The following is a 16,860-nucleotide window of genomic DNA, read 5'->3' as shown; positions in this document are numbered from 1 at the left end:
TCGATGTTGGAGAAGGATCGCGCCCTCAATCCTCGGTCTCGCCAAGCGCATCCTCCTCATCGTCCATCTGCGGTTCGCCGGAAAAGGCGCCATTGTCAATCCGGCCGGAACGGTTCATTTCGTTCATCTTGTCGACCAGATCGGGTACATCGTCGGGGATGATCTGCGCGGGATTGGCGCGACCGCCTTTCTCGCTGTCCTCCGACAGATCGGTGCGGCGCAGCCGCGCATCGTCGGCGACGTCATGGGCCTGGCTGCCGCGCTCATCCTGTTCGGCATTATCTTCGTCAAAGTCGGGCAAGGGGCGGTCGGTCGGGCGGTCCATCTGGCGTCTCCTGGGGCTATGGCGACTCAACGGCCGGTGGCGGGAGGCGTTCCCGCCTTGTCCAAAGACGGCCGAAACCACTGGACAGGCGCGGTGCGAGAGCGCAAGAGCGCGCCCGATCCTCTTTCGCACTGCAACAAGGATTCTCCATGTCCCGCCAGCTTATTTCCTCCGGCTCGCCGTTCGAGGCGCAGGTCGGCTATTCCCGCGCCGTCGTTCAGGGCGACTGGTGCTTCGTCGCCGGCACTACCGGCACCGATCCCGACACCAAGACCATGCCCGAAAGCGTGGTGGAGCAGGGGCGCAACGCGCTCAAGGTGATCGGCAAGGCGCTTGCCGATGCCGGCTTTTCCTTTGCCGATGTCGTGCGCGTCACTTATTATATCACCGATCCCGCTTATTGGGACGATCTGGGCGAAGCGACCGCCGCGACGTTTGGCGAACTCCGCCCCGCCGCCAGTTGCGTCGTCGTGGGCCTCATCAAGCCCGAGATGAAGATCGAGATCGAAGTCACCGCCTTCAGAGGTTGAATCCCATGATTACCATGTACGGCATCAAAAATTGCGATTCGATCAAGAAGGCGCGCAACTGGCTCGATAATGAGCGGGTGAGCTATAATTTCCACGACTATAAGGTGTCGGGCGTGGACAAGGCCAAGCTGGAAGACTGGGTCATGGAACATGGCTGGGAATCCATCCTCAACCGATCGGGCACGACCTTCAAGGCGCTGGATGCCGGCGACCGCGCGCATATCGACGCCGACAAGGCGATCCTGCTGATGATCACCAATCCGTCGATGATCAAGCGGCCGATTCTCGATACCGGCCGCGAGACGATCATCGGGTTCAAGGCGACGACCTATGAAACCGCGCTGCAAGGGGTGAAGGCGTGAGCGGCCTGCTCCGCTTCTGCTTTCTTCTCTTCGGTCTGCTGACCATGACACCCGCGCTCGCCGAGCCGTTCATCATCGCCCATCGCGGCGCCAGCGGCGAGCGGCCCGAACATACGCTCGCCGCCTATGAACGCGCGATCGACGAGGGCGCGGATTATATTGAACCGGACCTTGTCCTGACCAGGGACGGCGTGCTGGTCGCGCGGCATGAAAATGAAATCGGCGGCACCACGGACGTCGCCGCCCATCCCGAGTTCGCCGATCGCGCGACGACCAAGACGATCGACGGCAAGCCCGTGACGGGCTGGTTCACCGAGGATTTCACCCTTGCCGAGCTGCGCACCCTGCGCGCCCGTGAGCGGCTGCCGGATATGCGGCCAGCCAACAAGCGTTTCGACGGACTCTATCCGATCCCGACTTTCGAGGAGATATTGCAGCTCGTCCGCGCCAAGGAAGCGGAGGCGGGACGCCGCATCGGCATCTATCCCGAAACCAAGCATCCGAGCTATTTCGCGGGCATCGGCCTGCCGCATCAGGCGGCGCTGCTCGATCTGCTGACCAAATATGGCTATGTGACCGAGGCCGATCCGGTTTTCATCCAGTCGTTCGAGGTCGGTAATTTGAAAGCGTTGCGCGCGGTTTCCCGCCTGCGGCTGATCCAGCTAGTCGAGCCGGATGGCAGCCCGGCGGACATGCCCGGAACCAGCTATGCCGACATGCTGACGATCGAGGGTCTGAAGGCCATCGCTTCCTATGCCGACGGGATCGGCCCGTCCGTGGCGCAGGTGCTTGCCCCTGAGGGCGCGACCGCGCTGGTGGGACAGGCGCATGATGCCGGGCTTGTGGTCCATGTCTGGACGTTGCGGATGGAAAACAGCTTTCTGCCCGCATCCTATCAGCGCCCCGACGATGAACGCGGCCAGGGCGATTTCGCAACCTATGTCCGCGCCATCGCCGCGACCGGCGTGGACGCGATATTCAGCGACTTTCCGGTGCAGGCGCGGGCTGCGCTGGAGAAGCCCGCCCTATAAAGCGGTGCGCGAGACGATTTCACCGGCTTGCCAAACAGGTCCGCGCGGCGAATAACGGGATCATGCTTTCGCAGAAGACCCGTTACGCCATCCGTGCCCTCCAGCACCTCGCCGACCGCTACCGCCAGGGACCAGTGCCCCTGAGCGAGATCGCGACGCGGCAGAATGTCCCGGCCAAATTCCTCACCGTCATCCTCTCCGAAATGGCGCGCGAGGGATTGGTGGCGACCCAGCGCGGGCGCGATGGCGGCTACTGGCTGGCGTTGGCGCCGGTCGATATCAGCTATGGCGATATCGTGCGGCTGACGCGCGGATCGCTCGCGCTCACGCCCTGCGCCAGCCGCTTCGCGCATGAAACCTGCACCAACTGCCTGCCGGAGAGCGAATGCCGCCTCCACCGCGTCATGCTGCGCGTCCGCGACGAAACGGCGAAGGTGCTGGACGGCATCAGCCTCGCCGACCCGCTGGTGCTGGAAGGGGTGGAGTAGGGCAGGAGGCCCTTGCGCCCGGCGCACAGCTTCGCCACATCCGCTGCATGACCATGCCCCCGCTCAAAGCCGCTATCGTGCCTGTCACCCCGTTCGAGCAGAATTGCACCCTGCTCTGGTGCACCGCCACCAACCGGGGGGCGTTTGTCGATCCGGGCGGAGACCTGCCGCGTTTGAAGGCGGCGGCCGCGCAACATGGCGTCACCATCGAAAAGCTGCTCGTCACCCACGGCCATATCGATCATTGCGGCCAGACGGGCATATTGGCGCGGGAACTGGGCGTGCCGGTCGAGGGACCGCATGAAGGGGACCGCTTCTGGATCGAGCAGCTGGGCGCTTCGGGCAACAGTTTCGGGCTGGTCGGCGAAACATTCGAGCCGGATCGCTGGCTCGTCGACGGCGATCAGGTCACGGTCGGCGATCTGACGCTCGACGTCATCCATTGCCCCGGCCATACGCCCGGTCATGTCGTCTTTCACCATGGTCCGAGCCAGTTGGCGATCGTCGGCGACGTGCTGTTTCAAGGGTCGATCGGCCGCACCGATTTTCCGCGCGGCAATCACCAGCAACTGGTCGATTCGATCACCAGCAAGCTTTGGCCGCTGGGCGACGCGACCGCTTTCGTCCCCGGCCATGGTCCGATGAGCAATTTCGGCCATGAGCGGCGGACGAACAGCTTCGTGGGGGATGCGGTGTTCCGCTGACGGTCATACCCGCGCGGCCAGCGCCGGTGGCGCGGGGACGGCATGGGTCGCGCCATAGGCGATGATGAGCGCGAAGATCGCGAGACCCAGCAGGATCAGCCAGGTCAGCGTCACGCCGGTCGCGCGCAGAATATTCGGCTCGTCACGATCCATGCCGGCGCCGTGTGCGAGCCGCGCCGCGACATAGACGGCAGCCGCCGCCCAAAGGCCGATCGACGCGCCTCTGGCCATTTCGACCAGCGCGAACAGGATCAGGATCATCGGCGTATATTCGGTGAAATTGGCGTGCGCGCGCATGCGTTGCGCCAGCTGCGAATGGCCGCCATCGCCATGGAGCGTCTTGGTCGCCATGCGCAACCGGGTGCAGCGAGCCGCCAGCCACAGGTTGATGAGTGCGCACGCGGCGGCCATTGTGAGTGTGATCGGCAACAGCATGATTTTCCCCTCGCATTTTTACTCTGCTTCCCGTGCCGTGCATCATAGGGGCCGCAGGCGGGGCGGCAAGGAAGCACTTGCACCGACCTCAAAAAACGCTATAGGCGCATGGCTTCGCGATCATCCGGGCCGCATGGGTCTGCGGCCCTAGCGCCGTCAGCTTTCCATTCGGATCCGGCCGTTCGCATAACCAGATTTAGCTCACGGAAACAGGTGCCGACATGGCTGTCCCCAAAAGGAAAACTTCCCCCTCCAAGCGTGGCATGCGTCGCAGCCATGATTCGCTGAAGGTCGAGGCGTTCAACGAATGCTCGAACTGCGGCGAACTCAAGCGCCCGCATAATCTGTGCGGCGCCTGTGGCCATTATAACGGTCGCGAAATCGTCGCCGTCGGCGCGTAAGGCGTTCCTCTCGTCATAAAGGTGACCTGACGTGTCCAGCCAGCCGCGAATCGCAATCGACGCGATGGGCGGGGATGAAGGCGTGCGCGTCATGATGGCGGGCGTTGCGCTCGCCCGTCACCGTCATGAAGGACTGCGTTTTTCGCTGTTCGGGGACGAGGCGCGGATCAGGGCGGCGCTGGAAAGCCACCCCAATTTGCGCGCGGCGTCGGAAGTATTCCACGCCGATAGCGTCGTCGAACCCACCGACAAACCCAGCGTGGCGATCCGCAAAAAGACCAGCTCGATGAGCATGGCGATCGCCGCGGTAAAAGCGGGGGAGGCGGGTGCCGCCGTGTCCGCCGGCAATACCGGCGCTCTCATGGCGATGGCCAAGGTGGCGCTGCGCACCATGCCGGGTATCGATCGGCCCGCGCTTGCGGCGATGCTGCCTACACTGGGCAACAATGATGTCATCATGCTCGATCTGGGCGCGAACACCGAATGCGATGCGCGCAATCTGGTGCAGTTCGCGGTGATGGGCGCGGCCTATGCGCGAATCGCCTGCGACCTCGAAAGGCCGCGCGTCCGGCTGATGAATATTGGCACGGAAGACATGAAGGGCACGGAGGAAATCCGCGACGCCGCCGCCGTGTTGCGCGCCGCGACCGGCCTGCCGCTGTCGTTCGAAGGCTTTACCGAAGGCGACAAGATCGGCCGCGGCGATGTCGATGTGATCGTGTGCGACGGTTTTTCCGGCAATGTCGCGCTCAAGACGGCGGAGGGGACGGCCCGCTTCGTCACCGATCTGTTGCGCAAGGCGTTCACCAGTTCGGTGCGATCGAAGATCGGCTTCCTGATCTCCAAGCCGGCCATGCACCTGCTCAAACATCATCTCGACCCCAATAATCATAATGGCGCGGTGTTTCTGGGCCTCAACGGCGTCGTGGTGAAAAGCCATGGCAATGCCGACGCGAAGGGCGTGGCCAACGCCGTGCATGTCGCTGCGCGCCTGCTGGAAGAAGATATTACTCGCCGCATCGCCGCCGACGTCGCCAATATCGAGGCGTCCCCGGTCGCCGCGTCGCGTCTGGAGATGCCCGTCAAGTGATCCGCCGTTCCGTTCTTCTGGGCACCGGCTCGGCGCTGCCTGCGCGCGCCGTCAGCAATGCCGAACTGGCGTTGACGGTCGATACCACCGACGAATGGATCGTCGAGCGCACCGGCATCCGCAATCGCTACATCGCGGGCGAGGGCGAGACCACGGCTAGTCTGGCAACCGGCGCCGCACGGGCCGCGCTGGATGCGGCGGGGCTGGAGGCGAGCGCCATCGACCTCATCATTCTGGCCACCGCCACCCCGGACCAGACCTTTCCCGCCAGCGCCACCATCGTCCAGTCGGCGCTGGGCATCACCGATGGCGTCGCCTTCGATGTCGCCGCCGTCTGTTCGGGCTTTCTCTACGCCATGACGGTCGCCGACAGCATGATCCGGTCGGGCGCGGCGAATCGCGCGCTGGTGATCGGCGCGGAGACGTTCAGCCGCATCCTCGACTGGGAGGATCGCACGACCTGCGTGCTATTCGGCGACGGCGCGGGTGCGGTCGTGCTGGGCGCGGAAGAGAGCGAGGATGGCGCGCGGGGTATTCTCGCGGCCAAGCTGCACGCCGATGGCCGTCATAACCAGCTACTCTATGTCGATGGCGGACCGTCGACTACCGGCACCGTCGGCAAGCTGCGGATGAAGGGGCAGGAGGTTTTCCGCCATGCCGTCGTCAATCTGGCGTCGGTCCTGACCGAAGCGATGGCGCTGGCGGGGCTGGACCCGTCGCAGATCGACTGGTTGATCCCGCATCAGGCCAATGCGCGCATTTTGGACGCCACGGCGCGCAAACTCAAGCTGTCGCCCGACCGGGTGGTCATGACCGTGGACCGGCATGCGAACACGTCCGCCGCGTCCGTACCGCTTGCGCTCGATGCTGCGGTGCGGGATGGGCGGGTGCAACCGGGCCATCTCCTCGTGCTCGAAGCCATGGGTGGAGGCTTTACCTGGGGCGCATGTGTTCTGCGGGTATGAACCGGCGCGTTGCCGCCACGCTTCGTCGCGCTGCAACAAAATAATGCATCGCCATCTGTAACGATCCTTGCCGAATCGACGCAGATGCCGCACATTCATCGTCGGATCACTTATTGCAGTGATCGCACCGCGAAAAAGGTGGGGACTCATGACCGGTGGTGGAACCCTGACTCGGGCCGATCTGGCCGAAAGCGTCAATCGCAATGTCGGTTTGTCGCGGGCGGAGGCTGCTTCGCTGGTCGAATCGATTCTGGACCATATGTGCTCCGCCTTGGCGCGGGGCGAGAATGTGAAAATCTCCAGTTTCGGCACGTTTGTCCTGCGCGACAAGACGCAGCGCATGGGGCGCAACCCCAAAACCGGTATCGAGGTGCCGATCGAGCCGCGCCGCGTCCTGACCTTCCGCGCCAGCCAGACGATGCGGGAGCGCGTCGCCGGCGACTGAGACCTGTTTTCCAGCCTTTACATTGATTTGCCATAGTTGCCTTTATGCATCTGTGGGTGCAACATCAGTGTCATGGAAAAGGCAGAGGGTGCATTTCTAACCATCAGCGAGCTGGCCGCCGAACTCGCCGTGCCGCAGCATATCCTGCGCTATTGGGAAACCCGCTTCCCGGCGCTGCGCCCGCTCCAGCGCGCGGGCAACCGGCGCTATTATCGGCCCGATGACGTCGCCCTCGTGCGTCGCATCAACCGGCTGCTCAATGTCGAGGGTTTTACCGTTCGCGGCGCGCAAAAGGCGCTGGCCGATGGCTTTACTTCTGATGGGCCGGACCCCGAGCCATCGGCGGAAAGGGATGTTCTCGCGCGGCTCGTGGCCATTCGCGCGGCGCTGGCTGCGGCGATCGGGGATTAAAGCGCGCGGGCGTAGATGAGGTCGCGGAACGGCACATCCCCGACCATGAATGTCATCTCGCCAATCTGATCGAAGCCATGGCGGGCGTAGAATCGGCGCGCCCGATCATTTTGCGGATAGACCGCCAGCAGCAGCCGGTCGGCGCGCCGCGCCATCGCGTTGGCGATCACCAGATCCATCACCGCATCGCCATTGCCACCGCCCTGCCAGCCGGACAGCAGATAGATTCGCTTCAGCTCAAGGTCACGGCCCTGGCTCGTCGCCACAGGAAGGTCGGGCGGCGTAATCAGCGCATAGCCCACCGGCGCGCCGAGCGGCGTTTCCCCAATCAGGACGGTGCAGTCGGGGTGGGCGAGCTTCGCCCGGTAATAATCCTCGCCATGCGCATCGCGGATATGGGCGAGCAGGGCAGCGCCCGGATGATCGTGGGCAAAGCTGGCCAGAAAGGTGGCGCCGCCCAGCAGCGCGAGCGCGGCGGCATCCTCTTCATCGGCGTGCCGCCACAAAATGGGGGTCGGCGTCGCCACGGGATCAGTGCGTGTCCGGTCCGAGCGCGGGGTCGAGATCCCGGGGCCGGGTGAAACCGATCAGCGCCGCGCAATTTTCGGCCGCGTCCGCCCAGCGATCGATCGCGAGGTCCAGCACCGCGAGGCTCGCGGTCGGGAATTTGACCTCCACATCATCGCGCAACTGGCTGAGGCCGTCATCGGGCACGAGGTTGAGTACCAGTTCTTCAAGCCCCGGATTATGCCCGGCGAGGAAGATGTGGTCGGCGGTGTCGGGCAGGTCGCGGACGATATCCATCAGTGTCGGTACGGACGCAAGATAGATGCGGCGGTCCCAGCGGGGCTGGAGAATTTCGCCATAGCCGACGAAGAAATGATCGAGCGTCTGGACGACGCGGACGGCGGGCGAGGCGACGGCGAAATCGAAGCGCATCTTCTGCGCGCGCGCGAACTGACCGATCCGCAGCGCGGCCTTTTCCCCCCGCTGGTTGAGCGGTCGGTCGAAGTCACGCGCCACCGGATCGTCCCAGTCCGATTTCGCATGGCGCAACAGGGTCAGCCTTTTCATCATTGCTCCAGATCGGGGGCGGGGGATCGCAATCCCTGATGCACGAAGGACATGTCTTCGCCAAGACGGTCGATGCGCGAATGCGCGCTGACGGCGATGATCGCTTTGTCGAGGGTCAGGCGGCGGACCGGGGTGCCGGGCGGAAAGGCGGACAGAAGCCGGCTGGGCATCGCCGCCGACAGAATGACGAATCGCCCCTGATCCTCGGCGCGGCGGATCAGACGGCCAAAGGCCTGCGCCAGCCGCGCGCGGATCAGCCGGTCGTCATAGGCCGCCCCGCCGCCCGCGAGCCGACGCGCGGCATGCAGCACGGTGGGCTTGGGCCACGGCACCCCTTCCATCACCACCAGCCGCAGCGAATCGCCGGGCACATCGACCCCGTCGCGCAGCGCGTCCGTCCCCATCAGCGAGGCGCGGGGATCGTCGCGGAAAATGTCGACCAATGTGCCGGTGTCAATGGGATCGACATGCTGGGCGTAGAGCGGCAGGCCGCCCTGCGCCAGCCGGTCGGCGATGCGGGCATGGACCGCGCGCAGCCGCCGGATGGCGGTGAACAGGCCGAGCGTGCCGCCGCCCGCTGCCTCGATCAGCCGCGCATAGGCGCCCGATAGCGCGGCGATATCGCCCCGCTTGATATCGGTCACGATCAGCACTTCGGCGCTGGCGGCATAATCGAACGGGCTGGCGGCTTCGAACCGCTCCGCGCCATGGGGCAGGTGGGTTGCGCCGCTGCGTTCCTCCGCGTTGGTCCAGTCGCCGCCGCCCTTGAGCGTCGCGGAGGTGACGAGCACGCCATGGGCGGGCTTGAGCACGGTTTCGGCGAGCGGGCGGGTGGGATCGAGCCAGTGACGATGAAGGCCGATATCATATTCGCGCCCTTCGGCCCGGTCGACCGTCATCCAGTCGATGAAATCGGGGTCGGCAGGCCCGCCAATCCGCGCGAGCAGCGCCAGCCAGGCGGCGATCAGGTCGCGCCGCCAGCCGAGCGAGGCGATCGCCCCTTCGATCCGTGCGCGCGCCGCGCCGTCGAGCCAGTCCGGCGCATCCTCGATCACGGCTTCCAGCCGTTTGGCGAGCCGCGCCAGCGGGCGTAGCAGCGCATCGAGCGCCTGCGCCGCCTCCTGCGCGGCCTCCACCAGTGCGCCATCGGGCTGCGCCAGTTCGGTCTCCAGCCCGTAGCCCGCATCCGCTTCGCCGCTATCCGCGGCCCGCGCATAGACGGTGCCGCGCACGGCGCCGAGCAGGCGCTCGATCGGGCCATAGGGTTCGTCGGCGACGACGCGCTTGAGCCACTCGTCCGCCGGCAATGCCTGCGCTGCGTCTCCCGCCGCGCGGATCGCCTCGCCGCCCTCCTCGTCATAGCTGGCGAGGTCGGACAGGCGTGCGGCAAGGCCCCGGCGGCGTCCGCGCGCATTGCCTTCGGGTCCGATGATCCAGCGGCGCAGCTCGATCGCCTCCTGCCCCGACAAGGCCATGGAAAAGGTCGAATCGGCGGCATCGAACAGATGATGGCCTTCGTCGAAGATGATGCGCTGCGGCCGCTGCCCGGTTTCGCGGCCGCGCGCGGCGTTGATCATCACCAGCGCATGATTGGCGATGACGATGTCGGCATCGGCCGACGCGCGCGCCGAGCGTTCGATGAAGCATTTGCGGTAATGCGGGCAGCCGGCATAGATACACTCGCCACGCCGGTCGGTCAGCGCGGTCGATCCGTTGCGGCGGAACAGGGTGGGCAGCCAGCCGGGCAGGTCGCCGCCGACCATGTCGCCATCCTTGGAGAAGGCCGCCCAGCGCGCCACCAGTTGCGCCAATATGGCGGCGCGGCCGGAAAAACCGCCCTGCAGCGCATCTTCCAGATTGAGCAGGCAGAGATAATTTTCCCGCCCCTTGCGCACCACCACGCGCCTGGCCGCGGTCGATGCGTCAGGGAAAAGGCGCAGCGATTCCCGGTCGAGCTGGCGTTGCAGCGCCTTGGTATAGGTCGAAACCCATATCGTCCCCTGTGCCTCACGCGCCCAGAGCGAGGCAGGCGCGAGATAGCCCAGGGTCTTGCCGATCCCGGTCCCGGCCTCCGCCAGCAGCATGTTGGGCTGATCGCGATGCGCGCGCGGGCGGAACGGCGCCATCGCGGCGGCGGCATAGGCGCGCTGGCCGGGCCGGGCCTCCGCACCCTGCCCGGTGAGCGCATCGAGCCGGGCGAGGACAGCCTCCTCCGCCAGTGCGATCGATCGCGGGGCGGGGCGGGGCGCTGATTCATCCCATTCGGGCAGTTTCGAAAACAGCCAGCGTTCCGCCTCGCGGGGCCGGGCGATTCGCGGACCGACCAGCGGCGCCCACGGCCAGCGCAGGCGATGCAAGGATTGCGCGGCGGTCCATCCGCCCTCGCGTTCGGTCCAGTCGGGTGATTCGAGGCGCGCCAGCAACGCCGCCGTCGCGGCCTGCAACAGCGCGGGGATATCGCCCTCGCCGACCGGGCGGACGAGGTCCAGCGCTTCGGCCAGTCCCTTGGGGGTGGGCACGAGGAAGCGGGCCGGGTGGACGAACGCCCACAGCTCCAGCAGATCGAGACCGTTCAGATCAGGATAACCGAGCCGCTGGCCCGTCAGCGGGGCATTGAGCAGCAAGGTCGGCGTCTCGGCGGCGCGCGCGATCGCCTGCCCCTTGGCCAGCGCATGGGTGCGGCCCTCTTCGCGCAGCCAGATGCCGCCATGGCTGGCGTGCAGGGCGGGCAGATAAGCGGGATCGATCACCGGGCGGGCTTAAGCCAGCGGGAACAAAAGGGAAACCCGAAATTGCCCGCGAGGGCGACGGTTCAGACGGAACGCCGCCCGAAGCCTCCCTGGGACACGATGCCGGGCAGTGGCCGCACGATTCGCGACTGGAGACCGACCGAAGCGCGCATTGCGGCGCGGGCGATCTCCAGTTGCTCGAACAGCGGGCCGTCATGCAACTCATAGGGAAAGCGAATGCCCATGCGGTCAATCTCTGACCAGCGCACGGTGCCAAAGACGACATGACCGCCGAAATCGAGCTGGCATGGCGTCTTGGGCGGCACGCTGCATCCCACTACCTGGGCGCCACCTTCACTCAGATCGACGATGGTGCCTTCCATGCTGTCAAGCACGGTCGTGATCACAATCGGAATATCGACGATGATGCGTTCGCGGCTGCGAATGATCTGCATAGGCCCTCCACTATCGTCCATTATCGATGCGCAGGGTTAATGAATGCTAAAGATGCGAACGATTCTTAACGTAGATTTGCTCTCAAAGAGCGTTTCATTTCTTGGCTGTCGGGGTTATCGGCTGCCCATGACTGTTTCCGACATGCTCCGTTCCGCCGCCGCTTCCGCCAAGGCCTGGCCCTATGAGGAAGCGCGCAAGCTGCTCAAGCGCTATCCGGCGGGTGCACCGGATAAAGGCTATGTGCTGTTCGAGACCGGCTATGGCCCGTCTGGCCTGCCGCATATCGGCACGTTCAACGAAGTGTTGCGCACGACGATGGTGCGCAATGCCTATCATGCGCTGTCGGATGTGCCCACGCGCCTGATCGCGTTCAGCGATGATATGGACGGGCTGCGCAAGGTGCCGGACAATGTCCCCAACAAGGATATGCTGGCGGCGCATCTGGGCAAGCCGCTGACGCAGGTGCCCGATCCGTTCGAAACGCATGAGAGTTTCGCCCATCATAACAATGCGATGCTGCGCGATTTTCTCGACCGCTTCGGCTTCGACTATGAATTCGTGTCGGCGACCGACCGTTATCGTTCGGGCGCGTTTGACGATGCGCTCAAGAATGTCCTGCGCCATTATCAGGACATTATGGACATCATGCTGCCGACGTTGCGCAAGGAACGGCAGGCGACCTATTCGCCGGTGCTGCCGATCAGCCCGAAAAGCGGCATCGTGCTTCAGGTGCCGGTGACGGTGGTGGATGCCGAGGCGGGCCTGATCCGCTTCGAGGATGAAGGCGAGACCGTCGAACAATCGATCCTGTCGGGCGGAGCCAAGCTGCAATGGAAGGTCGACTGGGCGATGCGCTGGGTCGCGCTCGGCGTCGATTATGAGATGGCGGGCAAGGACCTGATCGATTCGGTCACGCAAAGCTCGCGCATCTGCCGGGCGCTGGGCGCGCGCCCGCCCGAAGGTTTCAATTATGAGATGTTCCTCGACGAAAAAGGCGAGAAAATCTCCAAGTCCAAGGGCAATGGTCTCAGTCTCGACCAGTGGTTGACCTATGGGCCACAGGAAAGCCTCGCTTTCTACGCCTTTCGCGAGCCGAAAAAGGCCAAGCAACTGCATATGGGGGTGATCCCGCGTGCGGTGGACGAATATTGGCAGTTTCGCGGCAATTATGCGGGGCAGGCGATCGAGCAGCGGCTCGGCAATCCCGTCCATCATATCCATGACGGCGATCTGCCCACGGGCAAGCTGCCGGTGACGTTCGGCCTGCTGCTCAACCTTGTCGGCGTGATGGGCGATGCGACGCCCGATCAGGTCTGGGGTTATCTGCGTAACTATGTCGCCGATGCGGACGCCGCGACCTATCCTGAACTCGCCGCGTTGATCGGCCATGCGCTCGCCTATCACCGCGATTTCGTCGCGCCGACTCTGCACCGCCGCGCGCCGGAACCGCATGAGGCGGCCGCGCTGGGCAAGCTGGATGCGGAACTCGCCGCGCTCCCCGCCAACCCTTCGGCAGAGGATATCCAGAACATCGTCTACGCCATCGGCAAGGATGAAGCCTTTGGCTTTGCCGAACTGCGCGACTGGTTCAAGACGCTGTACCAGACGCTGCTGGGGGCGGACCAGGGACCGCGCATGGGCAGTTTCATCGCGCTCTATGGCGTCGAAAATACCCGTCGGCTGATCGCGGAAGCGCTCGCCGCCGCCTGAACATTTGCCTAACGGAACATTCACCCCGCGTACACGTTCACCGCTCCGGTCCACCCCCCTTTCGGACTGGTGACGGGTCTGGCGCTCGTCATCGGCCGCGCCTGGCCGGAAACGGCCGGCGCGGCTACATGACACGCCCATAAACAGAAAACGGCCCCGAATCGTCGGGGCCGCTTCCTTGATACGGGGCATTCTTACCAGAAGAAGCCGCGGTTGACTTCCAGCACGCGGCCGGTGCGCACATTCACCAGCAGCACGTCATTATAATGCCTCACCCAACGCAGATTGTGGGCTGGACGCGACAGGCGATAGCGGGCCGGGTCGCTGATATAGTAGCGCGAGCTGTAGTAGCGCGGACGAAGCTGCGATCCGACGCTCCAGGCCGAATAGCGGAACGGGGCGCGCCAGTTCCCGCCGCGATAGACGTCGCGGTGGCTCCGGCGATAATCGCGCCAGTCCTCGCGATATTCCTGCCGGGCTTCGCGCACGTCGCGACGCTGCTCGCGAATGTCGCGCTGGTCGCCATGGCGCTGCGCATCGCGCAGTTCGCGCTGCTCCTGCCGGATATCACGGCGGTCGTGCCGCAACTCGCCCGCCGTCTGCGCCGATGCGATATTGGGAATCGCCGCCGCCGCCATCAGGCCGAATAATATGATCTTACGCATGTCTCTTCTCCCACAATGCGTGGTTGGAACGGGTTCCTGAAAACCCATTTCAGGGAAGGAGGGTTCCATCGCCACGAGGAGAGATATGGACTGTCGCCCCTGAACCCGCCGGGAATGGCATCGTCAGGAACCAGTCATTTATGTCGCAATGTGTAACCGTCGCCGGGGAGGGCGGTGCTTCGGTCAGGCCGCCCAGGGGCGTTCGCGAAACCATTTGGTGACGACATATTTGCTGCCGCTTTCGACCGGGCGGGCGGCATGCAGGCTTTGCGCGTTGGGCACGCCATCGGAATCGAGATTGTTCCAGATCAGGATCATGCCCTCGCGCGGGGGCACCATGAATTCGCACAAAGGGAAATGGGTTTCACCCCCGGCCGACACCGACGAAAGATAGATCATCGCGGTCCAGCAACGCTGTCCGCCGGAGGCCAGCATCGCCGGCCAATAATGCGCCGTCACCGGGAACGTGTCGCAATGTGCCTTATACTCCTGCCCTGGATGATAACGCTGGCCCTGGAGCGTCTCGCCATTTTCACGCGGAAGCCCGGTCAGCGCGCTGATGCGGTCGCTCACCGCCGTCACCAGCGGATGCCGGGCGTCGAGATGACAACTATGGCTGGTGCGATAGTCGGCATTGGCGCTGCCTGAAAACAAGCTCGAAGGCTGGGCGTCGGTGTCGATCAGGGTGCGCAGGCCGCTGCATTCATCCGCGCTGAGGAAGTCTTGGCGGCTGTAGATTTCCAGCCCCGGCGCATCGATTCGGCTCACCATCGGATTGCGATCCAGCTTCCGGCGCACCGCCGCGCCGATCAGCGCGCGTGCGGGCGACGCCACGTCTCCGTCATCGATGATCGCGCTCATGCTGCCTCCCTGCCATCGTCTCCGCCGCCGGTGCAAATGAAAAGAACCCGGAACCTTTGCGGGTTCCGGGTCCAGTGTTCCTGAAGGCCAGTTCAGGAAGATCGACTCTGGTTAAACGCTCACCAGAAAAAGTCGCGGATCACATCGACGACATAGCCGTCGCGCGTGTCGACCAGCAGCGCATCGTCATAATAGCGGACCCAGCGCATCGCCCCATAAGCAGGCGGCAAACGATAGCTGTAGGGATCGTCCAGCCAGTAATTATTCGAATAGAGCAGGCTCGACAGGAAGAATCCAACCGTGACCGGGCGATAGCCATAGCTCCAGCCACGCGGGGCATAATAGCGGCCTACGCGGAAGCGGTCGCCATAGCGCGCGCGATAGCTGGACCAGTCATAGCGCCGGTCCTGACGCCAGTTGTTGTTCCAGCGGCGCTGATCGGCCCAGCGGGTACGATCATCGAAGCGGCGGTTGTCCTTGGTCCAGGCCGTGCCGCGCCCATCATAGTCGCGCCGGTCATTCCAGCGGCGGTTATCGTCAGACCGGCGATTGTCGGCGCGCGGGTCATTGCGCCAGTCGCGCCGATCGCTGTCGCGACCATCATTGCGCCAGTCCTGCCGCCCGTTGCCGCTACTGTCACGCCGATAGCGGTCATCATTGGCCGCAGCGACCGGAGGCTGGCGGCGGTCCTGATCCACCGGGCGATCGGCGCGCTGCTGCCACTGTCCTTCGCGACGGTCCTGCGACATGAGGCCGCCGCCACCACCGCGACGCATGTCACCCTCATTACGGGGCTGAGGCTGGGGCTGCGGCTGAACCTGCGCCTGGGGGCGCGGCTGCGGCTGCGGCTGGGCCTGGCGATTATCCTGCCATTGACGGCGGCCTTCCTGCCGTGCGCCGCCATCGCCTTGCGCCTGATCGGGGCGCTGCTGCGAACGGTTGTCCACGCGCCATTGTGCATAAGCCGGGGCGACGCTGCCGACCGCAGTGGCCGTCATCAGGCCCGCCAGAATGAAGCTCCTCAACATTGTAGTGCCTTCCATTTAAGGGGCGTGAGGCCCCTGATGAACTGCTACTACGCCCACACTGATGTCGCGATGCTGAATTCTTCCGTCAGCGATCAGAAAGCTTTGCGTTGCTGCGGGACAGGGCCGGGACGGCGCGGGCGGCATCTTCCGGCGTGATTCCGGGGGGCGGCGCGCCCGTCACCTGTTCCTCGCCGCGCATGATCCGGCCCGCCCGCCGGATCGCGCCGCGCAGGCGGGGATAGATGCCGCAGCGGCAGATGTTGGTGATCGCCGCATCGATATCCGCGTCGCTCGGATCAACATTATGGCGCAGCAGGACAGACGCGGCCATCAGCATGCCGGGGATGCAATAGCCGCATTGCGAGACATTGTCGGCAATGAACGCCTGTTGCAGCGGATGGCCGCGATCGGGCGACAGCGCTTCGATCGTGGTGACGAATCGCCCTTCGGTCTTGCCGATGCTGATCTGGCAGGACCGGATCGCCTCGCCATCGATATCGACGGTGCATGCGCCGCAATCGCCGGTGCCGCAGCCATATTTTGTGCCGGTCAGGTTGGATGCGTCGCGCAATGCCCACAACAGCGGCGTGTCCGGGTCCATGCGGTAATGGACCGGGCGGTCGTTGACGGTGAATTTGGTCATGGCAGCGCCTCCGCCTCATCCTCGACCTTGTGGTACAGCACTTCGTTGCGAATATGGATCGTGCGCGAGGCGAGGCGGATTTCCTGAATGAAGGTGCCGAAAGCGCCAGCCTGCAATATCATCGCCAGGCTGAACAGGATCGCGACCGGGGTGCCGAGATGCGCGCCGAACAGATTGCCCGCGAACAGCAGGATGACGACGAGGCAAACGGCGCAGGCGGACGCCACCGACAGGAAGATCGCGCTGTTGACGACGCTCATCCGCCGGTCGAGCACGCGGATCTCGCTGACCAGCCGATCATGCTCGCGCCCGCGGGTCGACAGCACCAGCGCCTCCACCTTGCGCGCCCGGTCGATTACGCGCGCCAGCCGCCCGGTGCAGACGTTGAGGAACGCGCCGATGCCCGCAAGCAGGAACACCGGCGCGAGCGCGAGCTGGATCGTCTGCGCGACCTGCGACATTTGCGGCAGGGCGTTCATGGCGGCGTTCATCGCCCGACCCTCAGTC

General features: G+C 64.8%; 22 protein-coding genes. 11 read left to right on the top strand and 11 right to left on the bottom strand.

Annotated features, from left to right (window positions below; genetic code table 11):
- Nucleotides 1-25: 25 nt before the first annotated feature.
- Nucleotides 26-325 carry a hypothetical protein gene (locus tag ACODSN_RS02445; RefSeq protein WP_489052874.1) on the bottom strand — a complete coding sequence of 100 codons (300 nt, stop codon included), beginning with the start codon at nucleotides 323-325 and terminating at the stop codon, nucleotides 26-28.
- 149 nt (nucleotides 326-474) lie between these two features.
- On the opposite strand from ACODSN_RS02445, the gene ACODSN_RS02440 reads away from it, so the two are divergent.
- From ACODSN_RS02440 to ACODSN_RS02420, 5 genes are all read left to right on the top strand, one after another.
- Complete coding sequence (locus ACODSN_RS02440) at nucleotides 475-855, top strand: RidA family protein (RefSeq protein ID WP_489052873.1); 381 nt, start codon at nucleotides 475-477, stop codon at nucleotides 853-855.
- 5 nt (nucleotides 856-860) lie between these two features.
- Nucleotides 861-1,217: an ArsC family reductase gene (locus ACODSN_RS02435; protein ID WP_489052871.1), complete on the top strand. Its 357-nt coding sequence runs from the start codon at nucleotides 861-863 to the stop codon at nucleotides 1,215-1,217.
- 44 nt (nucleotides 1,218-1,261) lie between these two features.
- A complete protein-coding gene (locus ACODSN_RS02430) occupies nucleotides 1,262-2,248 on the top strand; it encodes a glycerophosphodiester phosphodiesterase (RefSeq protein WP_489053035.1) in 987 nt (328 codons plus the stop codon).
- A 62-nt stretch (nucleotides 2,249-2,310) separates the two neighbouring features.
- Entirely contained in the window at nucleotides 2,311-2,736 is a 426-nt protein-coding gene (locus tag ACODSN_RS02425) for an RrF2 family transcriptional regulator (RefSeq protein ID WP_489052869.1), read from the top strand.
- A gap of 47 nt (nucleotides 2,737-2,783) precedes the next feature.
- Nucleotides 2,784-3,440 carry an MBL fold metallo-hydrolase gene (locus ACODSN_RS02420; RefSeq protein WP_489052868.1) on the top strand — a complete coding sequence of 219 codons (657 nt, stop codon included), beginning with the start codon at nucleotides 2,784-2,786 and terminating at the stop codon, nucleotides 3,438-3,440.
- 3 nt (nucleotides 3,441-3,443) lie between these two features.
- Here ACODSN_RS02420 and ACODSN_RS02415 read toward each other — a convergent pair whose 3' ends face one another.
- Nucleotides 3,444-3,875, bottom strand: a complete 432-nt coding sequence (locus ACODSN_RS02415) for an MAPEG family protein (RefSeq protein ID WP_489052866.1) — start codon at nucleotides 3,873-3,875, stop codon at nucleotides 3,444-3,446.
- A 221-nt stretch (nucleotides 3,876-4,096) separates the two neighbouring features.
- Between ACODSN_RS02415 and rpmF the strand changes: the two genes are divergently transcribed.
- From rpmF to ACODSN_RS02390, 5 genes are all read left to right on the top strand, one after another.
- Nucleotides 4,097-4,276 (top strand): 50S ribosomal protein L32, encoded by a 180-nt coding sequence (gene rpmF, locus ACODSN_RS02410; protein WP_489052864.1) that lies wholly within the window; start codon nucleotides 4,097-4,099, stop codon nucleotides 4,274-4,276.
- Between the two features lie 64 nt (nucleotides 4,277-4,340).
- Nucleotides 4,341-5,366 (top strand): phosphate acyltransferase PlsX, encoded by a 1,026-nt coding sequence (gene plsX / locus ACODSN_RS02405; RefSeq protein ID WP_489053033.1) that lies wholly within the window; start codon nucleotides 4,341-4,343, stop codon nucleotides 5,364-5,366.
- Complete coding sequence (locus ACODSN_RS02400) at nucleotides 5,363-6,331, top strand: beta-ketoacyl-ACP synthase III (RefSeq protein ID WP_489052862.1); 969 nt, start codon at nucleotides 5,363-5,365, stop codon at nucleotides 6,329-6,331. Before plsX ends, ACODSN_RS02400 begins: the two co-directional genes overlap by 4 nt.
- A 148-nt stretch (nucleotides 6,332-6,479) precedes the next feature.
- Nucleotides 6,480-6,776 (top strand): integration host factor subunit alpha, encoded by a 297-nt coding sequence (locus tag ACODSN_RS02395; RefSeq protein ID WP_489052860.1) that lies wholly within the window; start codon nucleotides 6,480-6,482, stop codon nucleotides 6,774-6,776.
- Nucleotides 6,777-6,848: 72 nt separating this feature from the next.
- Nucleotides 6,849-7,187 carry a MerR family transcriptional regulator gene (locus ACODSN_RS02390; protein WP_489052858.1) on the top strand — a complete coding sequence of 113 codons (339 nt, stop codon included), beginning with the start codon at nucleotides 6,849-6,851 and terminating at the stop codon, nucleotides 7,185-7,187.
- On the opposite strand, the gene ACODSN_RS02385 is transcribed toward ACODSN_RS02390, so the two are convergent.
- From ACODSN_RS02385 to ACODSN_RS02370, 4 genes are all read right to left on the bottom strand, one after another.
- Nucleotides 7,184-7,714 (bottom strand): GNAT family N-acetyltransferase, encoded by a 531-nt coding sequence (locus tag ACODSN_RS02385; protein ID WP_489052856.1) that lies wholly within the window; start codon nucleotides 7,712-7,714, stop codon nucleotides 7,184-7,186. The two genes, ACODSN_RS02390 and ACODSN_RS02385, sit on opposite strands and share 4 nt — an antisense overlap.
- Nucleotides 7,715-7,718: 4 nt before the next feature.
- Nucleotides 7,719-8,261 carry a SixA phosphatase family protein gene (locus ACODSN_RS02380; RefSeq protein WP_489052854.1) on the bottom strand — a complete coding sequence of 181 codons (543 nt, stop codon included), beginning with the start codon at nucleotides 8,259-8,261 and terminating at the stop codon, nucleotides 7,719-7,721.
- A complete protein-coding gene (locus ACODSN_RS02375) occupies nucleotides 8,261-11,011 on the bottom strand; it encodes an ATP-dependent DNA helicase (RefSeq protein ID WP_489052853.1) in 2,751 nt (916 codons plus the stop codon). Before ACODSN_RS02375 ends, ACODSN_RS02380 begins: the two co-directional genes overlap by 1 nt.
- Before the next feature lie 62 nt (nucleotides 11,012-11,073).
- Complete coding sequence (locus ACODSN_RS02370) at nucleotides 11,074-11,445, bottom strand: PilZ domain-containing protein (protein ID WP_489052852.1); 372 nt, start codon at nucleotides 11,443-11,445, stop codon at nucleotides 11,074-11,076.
- A 127-nt stretch (nucleotides 11,446-11,572) separates the two neighbouring features.
- On the opposite strand from ACODSN_RS02370, the gene ACODSN_RS02365 reads away from it, so the two are divergent.
- Nucleotides 11,573-13,156: a lysine--tRNA ligase gene (locus tag ACODSN_RS02365; RefSeq protein WP_489052851.1), complete on the top strand. Its 1,584-nt coding sequence runs from the start codon at nucleotides 11,573-11,575 to the stop codon at nucleotides 13,154-13,156.
- Nucleotides 13,157-13,350: 194 nt separating this feature from the next.
- On the opposite strand, the gene ACODSN_RS02360 is transcribed toward ACODSN_RS02365, so the two are convergent.
- The 5 genes from ACODSN_RS02360 to ACODSN_RS02340 form a co-directional block, all read right to left on the bottom strand.
- Nucleotides 13,351-13,821 (bottom strand): RcnB family protein, encoded by a 471-nt coding sequence (locus ACODSN_RS02360; RefSeq protein WP_489052850.1) that lies wholly within the window; start codon nucleotides 13,819-13,821, stop codon nucleotides 13,351-13,353.
- Nucleotides 13,822-14,004: 183 nt separating this feature from the next.
- Nucleotides 14,005-14,682 carry a 2OG-Fe(II) oxygenase gene (locus tag ACODSN_RS02355; protein WP_489052848.1) on the bottom strand — a complete coding sequence of 226 codons (678 nt, stop codon included), beginning with the start codon at nucleotides 14,680-14,682 and terminating at the stop codon, nucleotides 14,005-14,007.
- A 119-nt stretch (nucleotides 14,683-14,801) separates the two neighbouring features.
- The gene (locus tag ACODSN_RS02350) at nucleotides 14,802-15,710 is read right to left on the bottom strand and encodes an RcnB family protein (protein WP_489052846.1); all 909 of its coding nucleotides are present in this window, start codon (nucleotides 15,708-15,710) and stop codon (nucleotides 14,802-14,804) included.
- Nucleotides 15,711-15,795: 85 nt separating this feature from the next.
- Complete coding sequence (locus tag ACODSN_RS02345) at nucleotides 15,796-16,353, bottom strand: (2Fe-2S)-binding protein (protein WP_489052845.1); 558 nt, start codon at nucleotides 16,351-16,353, stop codon at nucleotides 15,796-15,798.
- Nucleotides 16,350-16,832, bottom strand: a complete 483-nt coding sequence (locus ACODSN_RS02340; RefSeq protein WP_489053032.1) for a DUF2721 domain-containing protein — start codon at nucleotides 16,830-16,832, stop codon at nucleotides 16,350-16,352. The genes ACODSN_RS02345 and ACODSN_RS02340 overlap by 4 nt, the downstream gene beginning before the upstream one ends.
- Nucleotides 16,833-16,860: the final 28 nt, after the last annotated feature.

The organism is Sphingobium sp. FG11, assembly GCF_057809915.1.
This window is presented reverse-complemented; position numbering and strand designations above follow the sequence as displayed.

What these genes read in the sequence shown, in the direction of transcription:
- ACODSN_RS02445 (WP_489052874.1), bottom strand. Translation starts at nt 325, where the DNA reads ATGGACCGCCCGACCGACCGCCCCTTGCCCGACTTTGACGAAGATAAT.
- ACODSN_RS02440 (WP_489052873.1), top strand. Translation starts at nt 475, where the DNA reads ATGTCCCGCCAGCTTATTTCCTCCGGCTCGCCGTTCGAGGCGCAGGTC.
- ACODSN_RS02435 (WP_489052871.1), top strand. Translation starts at nt 861, where the DNA reads ATGATTACCATGTACGGCATCAAAAATTGCGATTCGATCAAGAAGGCG.
- ACODSN_RS02430 (WP_489053035.1), top strand. Translation starts at nt 1,262, where the DNA reads ATGACACCCGCGCTCGCCGAGCCGTTCATCATCGCCCATCGCGGCGCC.
- ACODSN_RS02425 (WP_489052869.1), top strand. Translation starts at nt 2,311, where the DNA reads ATGCTTTCGCAGAAGACCCGTTACGCCATCCGTGCCCTCCAGCACCTC.
- ACODSN_RS02420 (WP_489052868.1), top strand. Translation starts at nt 2,784, where the DNA reads ATGACCATGCCCCCGCTCAAAGCCGCTATCGTGCCTGTCACCCCGTTC.
- ACODSN_RS02415 (WP_489052866.1), bottom strand. Translation starts at nt 3,875, where the DNA reads ATGCTGTTGCCGATCACACTCACAATGGCCGCCGCGTGCGCACTCATC.
- rpmF (WP_489052864.1), top strand. Translation starts at nt 4,097, where the DNA reads ATGGCTGTCCCCAAAAGGAAAACTTCCCCCTCCAAGCGTGGCATGCGT.
- plsX (WP_489053033.1), top strand. Translation starts at nt 4,341, where the DNA reads ATGGGCGGGGATGAAGGCGTGCGCGTCATGATGGCGGGCGTTGCGCTC.
- ACODSN_RS02395 (WP_489052860.1), top strand. Translation starts at nt 6,480, where the DNA reads ATGACCGGTGGTGGAACCCTGACTCGGGCCGATCTGGCCGAAAGCGTC.
- ACODSN_RS02390 (WP_489052858.1), top strand. Translation starts at nt 6,849, where the DNA reads ATGGAAAAGGCAGAGGGTGCATTTCTAACCATCAGCGAGCTGGCCGCC.
- ACODSN_RS02380 (WP_489052854.1), bottom strand. Translation starts at nt 8,261, where the DNA reads ATGAAAAGGCTGACCCTGTTGCGCCATGCGAAATCGGACTGGGACGAT.
- ACODSN_RS02370 (WP_489052852.1), bottom strand. Translation starts at nt 11,445, where the DNA reads ATGCAGATCATTCGCAGCCGCGAACGCATCATCGTCGATATTCCGATT.
- ACODSN_RS02365 (WP_489052851.1), top strand. Translation starts at nt 11,573, where the DNA reads ATGACTGTTTCCGACATGCTCCGTTCCGCCGCCGCTTCCGCCAAGGCC.
- ACODSN_RS02360 (WP_489052850.1), bottom strand. Translation starts at nt 13,821, where the DNA reads ATGCGTAAGATCATATTATTCGGCCTGATGGCGGCGGCGGCGATTCCC.
- ACODSN_RS02355 (WP_489052848.1), bottom strand. Translation starts at nt 14,682, where the DNA reads ATGAGCGCGATCATCGATGACGGAGACGTGGCGTCGCCCGCACGCGCG.
- ACODSN_RS02350 (WP_489052846.1), bottom strand. Translation starts at nt 15,710, where the DNA reads ATGTTGAGGAGCTTCATTCTGGCGGGCCTGATGACGGCCACTGCGGTC.
- ACODSN_RS02345 (WP_489052845.1), bottom strand. Translation starts at nt 16,353, where the DNA reads ATGACCAAATTCACCGTCAACGACCGCCCGGTCCATTACCGCATGGAC.
- ACODSN_RS02340 (WP_489053032.1), bottom strand. Translation starts at nt 16,832, where the DNA reads ATGAACGCCCTGCCGCAAATGTCGCAGGTCGCGCAGACGATCCAGCTC.